This window comes from Haloferula helveola (genome assembly GCF_037076345.1).
GTDB lineage: Bacteria > Verrucomicrobiota > Verrucomicrobiia > Verrucomicrobiales > Akkermansiaceae > Haloferula > Haloferula helveola.
Map to the genome: position 1 here is coordinate 1,808,861 of NZ_AP024702.1, position 14,856 is coordinate 1,823,716.

Sequence of the window (14,856 nt, forward strand, 5' to 3'; positions counted from 1 at the left end):
TGGAGTGGAAATTCAGGGGGTGGTAAGGGTGCCGATCTCGTTGATGCGCCGGAAAAGGAAGGAGCCGCCGGTGGTGAGGCTGTCGCTGCCGCCTTGGCGGAAGACCCCGGTGAGGGATTCTCCGTAGGTGCCGGCAAGGACGGTGGAGCCCCAACCGATGCTGCCGACCCCGGCAGGCGGGGTGCTGGCGAAGGTGAAGCTCATTTCCCGGCCGATGGTGTAGCTCTCGCGGCCCTCCGGCAGTCCGGTGTTGTCCCGTTCGTCCCGGTTGTTGTGGTCCGGGTGGAAGCGGTGGACGAAAGGATTGGTGGGATCGTTGAAACCGATGTCGGTGGTGGCAACGAGGCTGCCGCCAAGACCGACCGTGCCGGTGCCGTCGATAACCCGCCCGGGAGGCAGATGGACGGCCGAGTAACGGCGGGCGGCAGCGAGCTTCGAAGCGTCGAGCAGCACCTCGGAGGTGGTCACGCCTAGGTCGTTGCTGCCCGCAAGGGGACCGACGAATACCTGGCTCAGGATCCGGGCCACGCCTGCATCGTCCACATGCATCAGGAATCGCAGCGGAAAGGGCCGTGCCACGGAGCCACCGGGTGATGTCGGGACCAGGCTCTGCACCCCATCGACCTCGACTTCACCGAGCCAAAGCCCGGCCAAGGATGCAACCTGGGCGCTGACCGGAAGCGAGAGATCCATCAACGGGCCTCCCGTCAGACCGGTTTCCGTGAAACGCAGAAGAGACCCGTAGACTTCGGAGGAAGCTCCGGTCATCGCGCCACGATCCAGCCCGAAGCGCAGCTGAAGCGTGGCCTGCGGTCCGATGGCGAAAGCCTGAGCCGCAGCGAACTGCGTGGCGACATCCCCGCCAGTGCCCGGGTCGAACTCGATCAGCGTCAGTGGCACCGGGCCCGCGATCGTCCCAACCGGCGGGGCATCCGAGGATTCCGGGCTCACGGTGAGGGTCACTGCCGAGTTCGAACGGTTGCGAACACGAACCGTGATCACCGAACCGGTTCGACCGAACGCCAGCCCGTCCGGGTGCGAGGCGGTAACCTCGAGGGGCGCATAGAAGGTGCCGCTTACCTGCGCCTCGAACCAGTAGGCCTGACCGCGTTTGAGTCCCTCGATCGTGGGATCGAAGAGCTGCAGCGGATTGCCCGCGCCCAGTGGGCCGCCGGCATAACGGTAGATCTCCGAACCTGCAGCGATGGCGGCGGGGAAGGTGTCGAAATAGTTGCTGAAGGTGGGCGATGGCGACGCCACCACCGGAAAGCCGAGCAGGTTGGCGCCGTTGCGCACCCAGGAGGCCCGCGGCGGCAAGATCCGCTGCGGGATCGTCACCGTGTAATTGTTGGACGAGGACCCGGTGCATTTCACGAGATAAGCCGCCTGCCCGTCCAGCGCCGCCAGCGATCCCTCGACACCACCCGGTGGGGTGCGGTACCACGTGCTCCATTCCGGCGTACCAGGAGTGGGATTGAAGGGGTCGCTGGTGAACTGGACCTGGCTTGGATTCGGATTCCACCGCCACACTTCCTCGATCTGCAAGCCGTCGCCCGAGGCAAACAGCCCATCGGGAGTGGTATGGGACGCATCGCCATAGAGATAGATCGCGTTCCACCCACCCTTCAGCGGGTAGGCAACATTCCGCCACTGGGCAAGCGATGGAACGGTGAGAAGAAATAGAAACAGGATGGTTCTCATCGCACGTTGAGCCGGAAGAGTTCGTTCGGATCACCGGACGGGGCGCAGTAGGCTGACAACACCGCCACCCCGTCCGCCTGATGGGCGAGGAAGCGGTCTGCGGATGGACTCAGACCGAACGGAACTTCGGTCCAGACCTGACCATCCTGACTACGTTCGATCGTGTAGGTTTTGCCGGTGATCGCGAAGAACTCGAAGCGGACGAAGCTGTCCGCTTTCTCGCGGACCTCCATATCAAAGCGCTCCGTGGCGTCTCCGGCGAAGGTGCCGGCCACATATTCGGTCCAGTTGCTCGAGCCGTCGGAGTCGAAGTCCCCGTCCCGGTCGATCAGGCTGAGATCCCAGCCGTTTTCACCGGGTGAGTAGCCTGCCTGATAGAGCTGCCACTGTTCCCAAACGTCGGGAATGCCATCGCCATCGGAATCGAGGCCCAGATTCAGGTCCAGCCGCCGCTGCTCGCCACCCTGGCCGGTGGAGAACAGGCCCGCGCTTGTCTCGATCGGATAGAATCGCGAGCCGTTCATATCGACAGCCAAGCTGAACAGCCCCTGCGCTGGCAGGGCCGCCAAGTTGTAGATCCGCGTCTGGGGCCGGTTGGCGTCGATCTTGATCTTCAGTTCGTAATTCCGGTCCACCCAGGCATCCGCCATGATCGGGACGCGCTCGACCTCGTCCGCCCCTTTCAGCAGCACCAGTTCGGCGCCCTCGGCCACGATCGTCTTGCCGACCTGATCCCGGACGACCCCGTAGATCGTATCGTAGGGGGCGGGAGGAAAGGCCGCGGCCGTCGAGGCCGCGAGGACGGGAAGGACAATGGGGAGACGGAACATGGACGAAACCGGGGTTCGTCCTCTTTCTTTCCGGTTGGAGGCTTCCTGTTTTAGCCCGGCAGCATTTTTTCCGAGGTAGAGTCAGTCCCCGAGTTCCTTCCGCCGGGCCCGATGCCAACGACCCGGCACGCCGTCCGGCCCGTACTGCGCCTCCTGGTTGCGGTGCCAGCGCAGGAGCTGTTCCCTCGAAGGCTTCAGCGGCAGGTCCTCCAAATGGAATCCACGGAAGGCCTTCCAGCGGGGCAACCAGCTGCGTCGGGCGTCGAGACGAATGCTCCGACCACGCACGATCTCACGGGCCGCCTGAAGTTCGGCGACGGCGAGTTCCGCGTCCTCCGGCAACGACGACGGCTTCCGTGCCCGGGCCCTGAGCTCGGCCAGATCGATGATGGCAAATCCCTCTCCCTTGACCGAAGCCACCGCATGGCGGCCATCCGCCGTCACCACGAGATCGCCAAAGCGCAAGCGCCCTCCAAGCGGCCAGCGAGGTGACAACTCGGCTCCGCTGCGAGCGTCCCAGACCACCAGCGCCTGGGGTTTGCCCCGCTCGGCGATGGCGGACACCACCCAGCCGGTCCCGGGCACGAACCGCGAATAGCCACGCGCCTCATCCCCGGTCATCAGGGTCGAGCCCCGTTCGACGCCAGTGGCGAGATCCATCACCGAGACCCGGTCGCGGTGCACGAAGAGGACGGCTGAACCGTCGGCTGACAACTCCGATCCATAGGCCCGATAAGCACCGGCAAGAGCCTCTGGAATTTCCAGCGGTCGCCCGTCCCGTGCATCGATCAACCAAGGATCGTCGCGGTCGTTCGTGAATGAAAAGAGCGTGTCGCCCCTCAATTGAAGGAACTGGGCGACGGCGGAGCGACGGATCTCCGGAAATTGCAGCTCGCCGCGCTCCAGGTCGACCGAACGAACGCGGCAGTGCGGGCCGCTCGTATGGAGCGACCTGCCGTCGCTGGAGAAAATCACTTCCGCTCCCCGCACGTCGCCCGGAACATCCTCCCCCGGCAGGAGGGTTTCGTGATGCTGCAGCGAGGAATCGACACGCAGGATCGCCCCGTCCCGGCAAAGCACCGCCAACCACGGCTCCGAAGGATGGCTCCGGATGACCAGGGGCTCGGATGGCAGGGTCATGGGTCCGGCCACCCGATCGGCCGTGACGGGGTCCCACACCTGCAGGACGCCAGGCGCCTCCCCCATCTGCTCTTCGGTCGCCGCCTCCACACCGCCGGTGACCAGTCGATCTCCCGCCGAAACGAAGGTGGCACAACGCAGACCTACACTGGTCTCAAGGATCGGCCCGACCGGCACTCCGTCCGCCAGGCGGAACACTTGGGTCACGGTAGGCAGGGGCCCCGGTCTCCTCGATCCCCCGTGGGCGATCAGCGAACAATCCGCGGACACCGCGACCAGCTCCGCAAACGGAGCATGCACCCGGACAATCGGCTCCGTCTGAACAAGCTGGTGGATCCTGATCCCGATCGCATCCCGCACTGCGAGCAGCGTCCCGTCCGGGGAAAAGGCCGCCTCGTGGCCTCCGCCGGGGGCAGTCACCCCCCGCAGGCTCCCATCGAGGTTCAGCACTTCGCCCGTATTCATGGCATAGAGCCCCGACGCATCGGGAAGAAAACGTGCGTGCCCGACGGGCCGCCGGAACAACGGGTCGGGGCGGTCGAGGCGAAGCAGCCCCGCCGGCGTCACCAGCAGACCGCCGTCATGACTGACATCGGCGTCGTAGCCCAGCCCGATCCGTGGCTCCGGCCCGATCAGCTCGCCGCTGCCCGCATCCACCTCGACCATCCGACCGTCGACCTTGACGAGGATCCGCCCCGCGTCGGCCCAGCGGGATGTGAGGAATCGATCGCCCGCCACGATCGATCGGGGGTCGGTGGTGAATGGCGGAAACAGGGGCTCAGGGTGACCTTCGGCGACCGGGAAGATTCGGAGCTTGTCGGTGCAATCGACGGTCAGCACCTGTCCGCCATCCGCCGAAAAGGACGCGAACCGCATTGGTTCCGGGTGTTTCAGCGGACCGCTCACGAAATTGCCACTGCCGCGGCTCCACACCCGAGGGTGCGTGCTTCCGGCGAGGATCCGGTCCCCGTCCGCAGAGACCGCCAGGACACTGACCGTCTCGCCCTCGATCTCGAAGAGCACCTGCTCCGAGCCGTCCTCGAGGTCGCGAAGCAGGACCTGGTCGTCGCCCGAACTGAAAACAAGAAGCGCCAACTTCGGCAGGAAAGCCGCGGTGGCCAGCGTCGCCTCGAAGATCAGTGGCTGACCGCTTCGCAGGTCGAACACCATCGGGGGGGTATCCGACCCCAGCTCCATCAGGAAGCGCGACGTCGCATCGAACTCCAAGACGTCATTCGCCACTTCCCTGCGCTCCAGACACCGGACGACCGGCATCGCCAGATCCCCGTGAAGGGCAGCGCGCAGGCGGTTGTCGGCGCGGCGCCCTGGATCGTGCGCCGCCTCCACCGCGGCCTGCGTGAACCAGAGCGCAGCATCGGCATGCCGCTGCCCCTTGGCCTTTGCCAGACCCGTTTCCCGGTAGGAATCGGACAGCACCTCGCAGGTTTCCAGCCGCGCCATTTCCGCCAGCGCACCCGCAACCCGGGCCCGTTCCGCCTCCCGCCGCGTCATCAACAGCCCGATAGCCATGGCCGCCAGCAGGGCGACCGAACACGCCACCGCCAACCGGTGCTTGCGCACGAACTTGCCGGCCCGGTAGGCCAAGGTCGGATCGGTCGCACTGACCGGCTCATGATTGAGGAACCTCTGGACATCCGCTCCCAGCGAGGTCGCCCCTCCGTAACGTCGGTCACGCTCCCGGGCGAGCGCCTTCATCACGACGCGATCGAGATCCCGCGCGATCCTGAGCGGAGACGGAGCGGCGGCCAGACTCGCGGCGCCAGCCCGCGTGCTCGGCCTCGGGGGGTCGGTCTCACGGATCAAGCGCATCACCTCGGCGTGCGCCACCTCGCGGAAGGTCTCCTTCCCCAGCGGGGGACCGCCGGTGAGCATCTCATACAAGAGCGCACCGAGCGAATAGACGTCACTGCGGGTATCCACGTCCGGTGCTCCACCCGCCTGCTCGGGGCTCATGTAGCCCGGCGTTCCGACAACGTGCCCAACCTGCGTGGCAAACGTGCGGCCGCAGTGACGATCCTCGAGCAACTTGGCGATGCCGAAGTCGATGACCTTGACCTGCGGCCCCTGCGACCTTTCGACAACCATCACGTTCGACGGCTTGATGTCGCGGTGGATCACGCCTTTCCGGTGGGCATGCTCGACCGCCTCGCAGATCTCGAGAAAGATCCCAAGGCGCTGGCCGACTCCCAATTTACGGGAAAAGCAGTAATCGGTGACGGGCATCCCCTCGACCAACTCCATCGCGAAGTATGGACGACCCGTCTCCGTCGCACCGGCCTCGAAGACCTGCGCGATGCCCGGGTGGTCCATCATCGCCAGACTCTGCCGCTCGGCATCGAAACGCGACACCACCTCCCGGGTGTCCATCCCCAGACGGATGATCTTCAACGCCACCGTGCGCTCCACCGGGTGCAGCTGCCGGGCGCGCCACACGCTCCCCATCCCACCCTCGCCAATGCGTTCGATGAGCTCGTAGGGACCCACCGAGTCCCCCACCTGCTCACCGAGACGGGGCGCCGAGGCCGTTTCCAGCAAACCCCGGAGAAGACAGTGCGGGCACATACCCTCGGCGACCCCGACAGGATGATCGGTGCCGCAGTCCGGGCAGGAGGATCGGGAACTCATCGCAACGGTGTAGTCTTTCTTTCCGGTTTCGATGCGATTGTTTCACTCACCGTGTTCGACGAGAGCGCGACAAAGATGCGCAAGCTCGTCCCGGAGATCCTCCTCGCTGCCGACCGTGTCACGGATTTCCTCCTCGACGTATCGCCGGAATCGCTGGCGCATCTGGAACACCGCCGACCTCACCCCCGCCCCGCTCAGACCCAGACAATTCGCAACGGTGGCCTCGTCACCGTAGCTCCCGTCACCCATCAGGCAGCCCTTCAGCTCATCGAACACGGCCTCCCGTCCCTTCGACTCATGGAACGCACGCAGCCTCGCGAACACGCGGCCGATGAGCGCATAGGCCCACTCCCTGTCGAAATCCGTCGCTTCACCGCCAACCGGGCCCTCCTCAGCCAGCCGCTCCTCCGCCCAGGTCTGGTCGATTGCCAGCAGCTTCACGCCCCCGCCCCGCTTGGCCGCATTCTCGCTGCGCCAGCGCTGGGCGAGGAAGTTCGACAAGGCACCCATCAGAAACGAACGCAGGCGACCCCGTTCACGATCCGCCCGACTCAGCGAGTCCTGCTGCAGCAGCCGCAGGAGGAACGCCTGGACCGCGTCCTCGGAATCGTCAGGCGACAGGCCCCGTCTGCGCGCAAAGGCGTAGAGAGGATACCAATACGCCGAGCACAGCTCCTCAAGCGCCTGACGAGCCGCTGCGAAGTCGTCGCCACGGGCCATCGAGACCACCGTCCAGCGGGTCAGTGGAAAGGCGGAGGCATCGGAGGGAGAGGACGACTCGGCTGTCACAGGGTGATTCATGCAGTGAATCCCAAAGGCTGCAATCCCTCGCCACGCCAGTGCTTGCATCCGAAACCCGGCAGGACCAGTGCCTTTGCAAGACTCCTGGCCGAGAAGCGCCGGGGCGAGGTCTCCGCAGTCCTTCCACCTCCTATCCGCGAAGGTGCTGAGGAAGCGGCAACGGCGATCGGGAAGCATTTCAAACGTGAGCATAAAGTCATCGACCACAACGGCACCGCCGAGGGGCTGGATTTCCGCCACCGAGCCCGTCGGCCAGCATCGCTTCAGTGATCGCTCCGTCCGTGACGCTCTGCGCCTTTTCGGCGCTCAAGGCGTAGCCGCTCGCGGTGATCTGACCATCGGGCGAGAGCAGATTGACGGTCGTGTTGTCGGCCGAGAACCAGACACGGAGGCGCACGTCAGCAGTCCGTCGCTGGAGTCCTGCGCGGACGCGAATCAGTCCTCCCCTTCGATCCGCTCGATTTGTGCGCGGTGCCACTTCTCGACCGCTCCGTCTTGCCACAAGATGCCCTCGTGACGTGGGCCATGGATCGCGGCCCGATTCCGGTGCCACCGAAGCAAGCTCTCACGATCGGGCCGAAGGGCACGGAAGCCCGGGTGCCGGCGGCTGAATTCCTTCCACATTTCTCCCCACTCGGCGGATGACAGCACCGGCGAGGGCCGCCCGTCGACGATCCGACGGGCGGCATCGATTTCTGCCAGCAGCATTTCATCCTCGGGAGAGAGTCCGCTATGTTCGGCGGCGGCCCGCAGTTCATCCAGCTTCACGATGATATAGCGCGCGAGCTTGGCGCAGAAGATCACGTGGCGCCCGTCGGGCGTCGGCACGTAGTCGGAATGAAAGCCGAGCGCGGTATCCCATCGCGGTCCGAGCTCCAGGCCGGTCCGGGAATCCCAAAGTCGCATCGAGGGCGGCTCCAGATTCGAGCCGATGGCCGACATCACCCAGGGGGTGTCCGGGACCACCATCGAGTAGGTGGTGGTGGCTTCCTTGTCGAAGCGGCTGTGTCCGAGGCTCAGCCCCTGCCGCCAGTCGATCCACTCGATCCGTTGTCTGCCGGGAACCAGCAGGTCTCCGCCGGGTGTGAGTCGGGCTCCGAATCCGCCGCCGGGTCGCAGCCCCGGATCGACCGCGATGGGGGCACCACTCCCGGCGTCGAACAGCCACGGGTCCGCCGAGGATCGGGTGGGACTGAGCAGGACGCCGTCCGTTAGGTGCATCCTTTGCCCGAAGGATTGGCCCTCCGGGGTGACGAACCTGAGCTGGCCACCGCGGACCTCGAAGGCCCGCACCCGGGTGTCGAGGCCATTGGCATAGAGCGTTTCCCCATCGGCCGAGAACAGAAGGTTGCCCCGCAGCGGAAGTCCCGGCGGCGGTCGCTTGCCGAGCGCCGGAGCGGCGAGTGTGCGGACGGCCGACAGGTCCGACTCGACCCGCCAGATCGTGCCATCCGAGCCCAGGACCGCGAACCACGGTTCGGACGGGTGGACGGCGAGGGTCTGCGGCTCGACGGGCAGGATAAGCGGTCCGGCGACTCGTTCCCCGGAGCGGACGTCCCACCGCTGCAGCACGCCGCGCGACGTGCGTTCCGGGTCGATGGTGTAGAAGGGCGACACCGGGATCGGCGTTTCCCTGCCACCGGTCACGAAGTCGTGCGAACCCGGGAGAAACGCCCCGCAAAGCTGCTGAAAGCCGGTCTCGATCACCGGTCCGGCCGGCTGACCATCCTCTACCTTGAAGGCGCGGGTCGAGGTCTCGCCGTGGTGGGGCGAATTCCAGCCGGCCGAGGCGAAGAGGGAGCCGTCGCGATTCACTGCGATGGCACCCGCCGTGGTCGTCCCGACAAAGACCAGCGGCCCCGGCCGGGCGATCTGATAGATAACGATGCCGGTGGGGTGGCGGACTGCCAGCAGCGTGCCGTCGGGCGAAATGCGCCAGGGAGCCCCGGGCAACCCGATGCGTGAGCGCCGTTCGCCCCGCAGGTCGAGGATTTCACCGAGGCCCGCCGCATACAGTCCGGACTCGTCGGGGAGAAACGCCGCATCTCCGATCTGGCGGAAGAAGCCGGGAAAGGTCCCGTTCTTGGAACTCATTCCGAGAAACGACACACTCGCCTCTCCATCGGGCGCAAAATCGCTGACCACGTTCAGTCCGGGATGCTTCTGAAGGACCTCGCCGCTGTCGGCATCGATCAGGCACATGGCCAACTCGGTGCGGGCCCAGACTATGCCGGAATCGTCGGAAAACCGCGCCTGCAACCGGTCGGCCGCTCCCATGGGATCCACCGCGATGGGTTCGAACCGGGCCTGTTGCGTCCCCTCCCGCACCTTGAAGACCCTCAACTGATCCTCCGTGTCGACGGTGAGAACCCGTTGCCCGTCGGGAGACAGCGCCGCGAAGCTCACCGCGGCCGGATGTTCCAGCACCCCGCTGGCAAACCGTCGTTCCTCGACATCCCAAACCCGGGGAGTCCGCCCCCCGACAAACAGCAGGCGTCCGTCCGCAGAAGCCGCCAGAAGCTGAGTGCCGCCATCCGGAATCGAGAACGACGAGAGGGTGGCCCGATCCGCCAGGCCACGAATCTCGACCCTTTCGCCATCGGACACCGCGATCCGTCCCCGGGGCAGCCAGGCTGCCGCGCTCAGGGCGAAGCCGAAGTCCACCGGCCGCCCCGCTTCCAGATCGAAGACAGCGTCCGGTCCCGTCGCCGATCGCTCGTGCAGAAAGGCGCTTTCGGCATCAAACTCCAGGACCGGGTCTGGAGGCACGGGCTGTTCGAGGTAGCGGATCGGGACCGGGGCACGGCTCTGGTGCAGGCGGGCCCTGAGGCGGTTGGCCGCGGCCCGACGCGGGTCGTGATCAGCCGTCTGGGCAGCCAGCGTAAACCACAGCGCGGCCAGCCCGTCGTCCCGGTCGCGGGATTGCTGCAGCCCGGCATCGCGGTGGGAGTCGGCCAGTGTTTCCACCACCTCAAGCCGCGCCTCCCTTTCAAGGGCGGCGGCTTGCCGTGCCTTGGATGCCTCGCGTTTGGCCAGCCACAGGCCAATCGCGAGCGCCGCCACGATCCCCGCCGCGAAACCGACGGGAACCCGGTGCTTCCGGATGAACTTGCCAGCCCGGTAGCTCAGCGTCGGGTCGGTCGCGCTGACCGGCTCGTGGTCAAGAAAACGCCGGATGTCCTCCCCGAGCAAGGTGGCTCCGCCGTAGCGCCGCTCACGCTCCCGTGCCAGGGCCTTCATGACGACCCGGTCCAGGTCCGGCGCGATCCGCACAGGCGGCGGGTCAGCCGTCATCGCCCGCCGGCTCGGGCGGGGCGGATCCGTCTCACGGATCAGCCGCATCACCTCGGCATTAGCCGCCTCGCGGAAGGTTTCGGTGCCGAATGGTGGGGTACCGGTCAGCATCTCGTAGAGCAGGGCCCCGAGCGAATAGACATCCGAGCGCGTGTCGATGTCCGGCTCCGCCCCAGCCTGTTCGGGACTCATGTAGCCCGGCGTGCCGATGGCATGGCCGGATCGGGTGAAGAAGGTTCGTCCGTCGCCACCGCGGCTCTCGAGCGTCTTGGCGATGCCGAAGTCGATGACCTTGGGCCGGGGACCCTCCGGACTGTCGACGACCAACACGTTCGACGGTTTGATGTCGCGATGGAGGACGCCCTTGCGGTGGGCATGCTCGACCGCCTCGCAGATTTCCAGGAACAGCCGCAGCCGCGCATCGAGCACCAATCTACGGGAAGCACAGTAGCTGGTCACCGTCTCACCCTCGACCAGCTCCATCGCGAAGTAGGGGCGGCCCGAATCGGTCGCGCCGGCCTCATACACCCGCGCGATGCCCGGGTGATCCATCATCGCCAGGCTTTGGCGCTCGGCCTCGAAGCGCGACACGATCTCGCGCGTGTCCATGCCCAGCCGGATGATCTTGAGCGCGACCTCTCGCTCCACCGGATGCAGCTGCCGCGCCCGCCAAACGCTGCCCATGCCGCCCTCGCCAATGACCTGGAGCAGTTCATAGGGACCGACCGCGTCGCCCGCGGCCTCGCCGAGCCGGGGCTTGGGGTCGGATTCGAGAAGCCCGGATAGCAGGCAATGGGGACAGAGGCCTCCGGCCAACGCGTGAGGACGGGAGACGCCACATTGGGGGCAGATGACGCTGGAACTCATCGCGAGGCCGGAAGCTGTTGGATCATTTCCGGTTTCACCGGGATTGTTTCAGCCTTGATGTTCGGCCAGGACCCGGCACAGGTGCGACAGCTCCTCACGCAGATCGGCCTCACTGCCCACGGTGTCGCGGATCTCTTCCTCGACGTAGCGCCGGAATCGCTGCCGCATCTGGAACACGGCCGAGCGGACCCCCGCTCCACTCAATTCGAGTTCGGCGGCGATCTCCGCCTCGTCGCCGTAGCTGCCGTCGCCCAGCAGGCAGCCCTTCAGCCGCTCAAACACCCGCTCCCTTCCTTTCGCTTCGTGGAATCGCTCCAGCCGCCCGAACACCCGCTCGATCAACGCATAGGCCCATTCGCGATCAAAGTCCTCCGATTCAGTCGACCCATCGACCTCCTGCGTCAGCCGTTCCTCGGCCCAAGTCTGGTCGATCCGCAGCGGTTTCGCGCCCCCGCCCCGCTTCGCCGCGCTTTCATTCCGCCAGCGCTGCGCGAGGAAGTTGGACAAGGCGCCCAGCAGAAACGATCGCAGCCGGCCACGTTCCCGATCCGCCCGACCCAGCGAGTCCTGCTTGAGTAGTTTCAGGAAAAACGCCTGCACCGCGTCCTCGGCATCGTCCGGTGACAGCCCGCGCCGCCTCGCAAAGCCATACAGCGGATACCAATAGGCACCGCAGAGTTCCTCCAGCGCCTGCCGCGCCGCCTCGCCGTTGTCCCCCCGGGCCATCGAGACGACGGTCCAACGCGTCAATGGAAAGGCCGGGGACCCGGCCGGGGGGGAGCTTGGTTTTGCCACGCTCCGCATCGTGCAAGGAATCCCGGCCCGCTTCAACTCCGCATCCACCCCAGGACTTGCGCGCTCCGCCCGGCGGGTCTAAACACCCGCCGCCATGGCCTCCATCAACGCGAACTTCCTGAAACTCAAAGCCGGATACCTTTTCCCCGAAATCGGCCGCCGCGTCGGCGCCTTCACCGAGGCGAACCCGGATCTGGCCGGAAAGATCATCCGCTGTGGCATCGGCGACGTGACCGAGCCTCTGCCGGAAGCTGTGCGCAAGGCTATGCATGAGGGCATCGACGAGCAGGGCGACCGCTCGACCTTCAAGGGCTACGGCCCCGAGCAAGGCTACGCGTTCCTGCGCGAGGCGATCGTCGAGAACCAGTTCGCCGATCTCGGCATCACGCCCGACGAGGTGTTCATCTCCGACGGCTCGAAGTGCGACACCGGCAACATCCTCGACATCTTCGGTGAGGGAAACCGGATCGCCATCACCGATCCGGTCTACCCGGTCTACGTCGACACCAACGTGATGGCCGGCAACACCGGCGAGGCCGATGACAAGGGCGCCTACGAAGGGCTCGTCTATCTCCCCTGCACCGCGGAGAACGGCTTCGTCGCCGACCTGCCGACCGAGAAGGTCGACCTGATCTATCTCTGCTTCCCGAACAACCCGACCGGCACGGTCGCGACCAAGGAACAGCTCAAGGCATGGGTCGACTACGCCAAGGCCAACGACGCGATCATCCTTTTCGACGCCGCCTACGAGGCCTTCATCCAGGATCCCGAGATCCCGCATTCGATCTTCGAGATCGAGGGTGCGCACGAATGCTGCATCGAGTTCCGGTCGTTCTCGAAGAACGGCGGCTTCACCGGCGTGCGCTGCGCCTACGTGGTCATTCCGAAGACCGTGACCGGCAGCACGCCGGACGGCACGCGGATCCCGCTTCACCAACTCTGGAGCCGTCGCCACTCGACCAAGTTCAACGGCGCTTCCTACCCCGTGCAGAAGGGTGCCGCCGCGGTCTTCTCGGCGGAAGGCAAGGCGCAGGTCAGCACGCTCATCGAACACTACATGGGCAACGCAGCGCTGCTTCGCGAAGCCTGCACCAAGGCAGGACTGACGGTCTTCGGCGGCGAGAACGCTCCCTACGTCTGGGTCCAGTGCCCGGTGGGTGTCGGTTCGTGGGAAATGTTCGACAAGATGCTCGGCGAAGCGCAGGTGGTCATCACCCCCGGCGCCGGATTCGGTGCCGCCGGCGAAGGCTACTTCCGCATCTCCGCCTTCAACTCCCGCGAGAACGTCGAGGAAGTCTGCAAACGGATCGCGACGGTTCTGGGATAAGCCGCAGCTTCAAGCCGAAGCCGCAGGGTCACCGACGACCCTTTTCCTCGAGCTCTCGGAGAGCTGGCATCTCCGAAGGCCCGTGCTGCCGATGGGCGTGGCGGCGCTGAAACGGTCGTCTCCGGATTGGATGGAAGCAATCCTCCCTTCGTCGTCGTATGCCATGCTTCAATGAAGGGCTCATTCCAGTCACTGCTCGCCACCGTCCTGCTCGCGTTTCCCGCTACCTGCTTCGCCGAAGAACCGACTCCCGAGACATGGGAGCCCGATCCGAAAGTCGTCGAGAGCTGGCAGGGCAAGTTCAAGGACGGGAAGAATTTCCATGACGACCGGGTGCCCGACTACCGACTCCCCGACCCACTGGTGTCGGAAGCAGGCAAGGCGATCACCGAGACCGAAGATTGGACCAACATCCGGCGGCCGGAGATTCTCGAACTCTTCCGCAAGCACGTCTACGGCATCCGTCCGACGACACCCTATCAAATCGACTTCGAGGAAGTCGGCCGGCAGGAGAACGCCTACGGAATCGGCGCGGTGGCACGGCAGGTCCGGGCAACCGTCACTGCGGAAAAGGGGGTGCGTTCCTTCGACTTCGTACTCGTGACACCGAAGTCCGGGCAACCGGCGCCATTGATTGTGATGATTCACAACCGCAGCGCCGTCACGTTGGAGAATGCCGTTGGTGAGGCGAGCAGCTTCTGGCCAGTCGAAACGTTGATCCGGAGGGGCTATGCCACGGCAGGCTTCCACACCTCGGACGTCGATCCCGACGAGAAGAGTGGCTACGGGAAAGGGATCCGCTCCCTACTGGATGCCAACGACAGCGACCCCATGACGCGCTGGCACACCCTGTCGGCCTGGGGCTGGGGAGCGAGCCGGGTGCTCGACTACGCGCTCAAGCAACCCGGCATCGATCCGGAGCGTACCGCGGTGGTCGGCCACTCGCGCGGAGGCAAGACGGCGCTGTGGGCGGGAGCCGAGGACCCGCGGTTCAAACTGGTTTACAGCAACAACTCCGGTTGCGGGGGCGCTGCCCTGTCACGTCGAGCCTTCGGTGAGACCGTCGAACGCATCAACACGAGCTTCCCCCATTGGTTCAACGGCAACTTCAAGACCTACAATGGCAAGGAAGGTGAACTGCCCGTGGATCAGCACCAGCTGATCGCCCTGATCGCCCCGCGACCGGTCTATGTGACCAGCAGGGATCGCGACCTCTGGGCCGACCCGCGCGGCGAGTACACCTCCGTTGTGCAAGCCGGTCCGGTCTACGGATTGTTCGGACTCGAGCACATCACGGATCCCGAGATGCCGCCGCTCGACACGCCACTTCACATCGGATCGACCGGCTATCACATCCTCACCGGCAAACACAATCTGGACGAACAGGACTGGGGCCACTTCCTCGACTTCGCGGACGGCGTCTTCAAGAGGAAGACCGGTGAGGATCCGCGCTGA

At 65.7% G+C, this 14,856-nt stretch carries 9 protein-coding genes; 2 read left to right on the forward strand and 7 right to left on the reverse strand.

Translation table 11 applies throughout. From position 1 onward, the window contains the following. Positions 1–12: 12 nt before the first annotated feature. From HAHE_RS06590 to HAHE_RS06620, 7 genes are all read right to left on the reverse strand, one after another. Positions 13–1,701 carry a hypothetical protein gene (locus HAHE_RS06590; RefSeq protein WP_338689591.1) on the reverse strand — a complete coding sequence of 563 codons (1,689 nt, stop codon included), beginning with the start codon at positions 1,699–1,701 and terminating at the stop codon, positions 13–15. Further along, positions 1,698–2,531 carry a hypothetical protein gene (locus HAHE_RS06595; protein ID WP_338689592.1) on the reverse strand — a complete coding sequence of 278 codons (834 nt, stop codon included), beginning with the start codon at positions 2,529–2,531 and terminating at the stop codon, positions 1,698–1,700. Before HAHE_RS06595 ends, HAHE_RS06590 begins: the two co-directional genes overlap by 4 nt. Before the next feature lie 81 nt (positions 2,532–2,612). Further along, positions 2,613–6,317 (reverse strand): WD40 repeat domain-containing serine/threonine protein kinase, encoded by a 3,705-nt coding sequence (locus HAHE_RS06600; protein WP_338689593.1) that lies wholly within the window; start codon positions 6,315–6,317, stop codon positions 2,613–2,615. A gap of 42 nt (positions 6,318–6,359) precedes the next feature. After that, a complete protein-coding gene (locus HAHE_RS06605; RefSeq protein ID WP_338689594.1) occupies positions 6,360–7,118 on the reverse strand; it encodes a hypothetical protein in 759 nt (252 codons plus the stop codon). A gap of 196 nt (positions 7,119–7,314) precedes the next feature. Beyond that, on the reverse strand, positions 7,315–7,515 hold the full coding sequence (locus HAHE_RS06610; RefSeq protein WP_338689596.1) for a hypothetical protein: 201 nt from the start codon (positions 7,513–7,515) through the stop codon (positions 7,315–7,317). A 38-nt stretch (positions 7,516–7,553) separates the two neighbouring features. Next, complete coding sequence (locus HAHE_RS06615) at positions 7,554–11,279, reverse strand: serine/threonine-protein kinase (protein ID WP_338689598.1); 3,726 nt, start codon at positions 11,277–11,279, stop codon at positions 7,554–7,556. Positions 11,280–11,327: 48 nt separating this feature from the next. Continuing rightward, a complete protein-coding gene (locus HAHE_RS06620; protein ID WP_338689600.1) occupies positions 11,328–12,029 on the reverse strand; it encodes an RNA polymerase sigma factor in 702 nt (233 codons plus the stop codon). A 139-nt stretch (positions 12,030–12,168) separates the two neighbouring features. On the opposite strand from HAHE_RS06620, the gene HAHE_RS06625 reads away from it, so the two are divergent. Further along, the gene (locus tag HAHE_RS06625) at positions 12,169–13,401 is read left to right on the forward strand and encodes an LL-diaminopimelate aminotransferase (RefSeq protein WP_338689602.1); all 1,233 of its coding nucleotides are present in this window, start codon (positions 12,169–12,171) and stop codon (positions 13,399–13,401) included. 171 nt (positions 13,402–13,572) lie between these two features. Further along, complete coding sequence (locus HAHE_RS06630; RefSeq protein ID WP_338689604.1) at positions 13,573–14,856, forward strand: acetylxylan esterase; 1,284 nt, start codon at positions 13,573–13,575, stop codon at positions 14,854–14,856.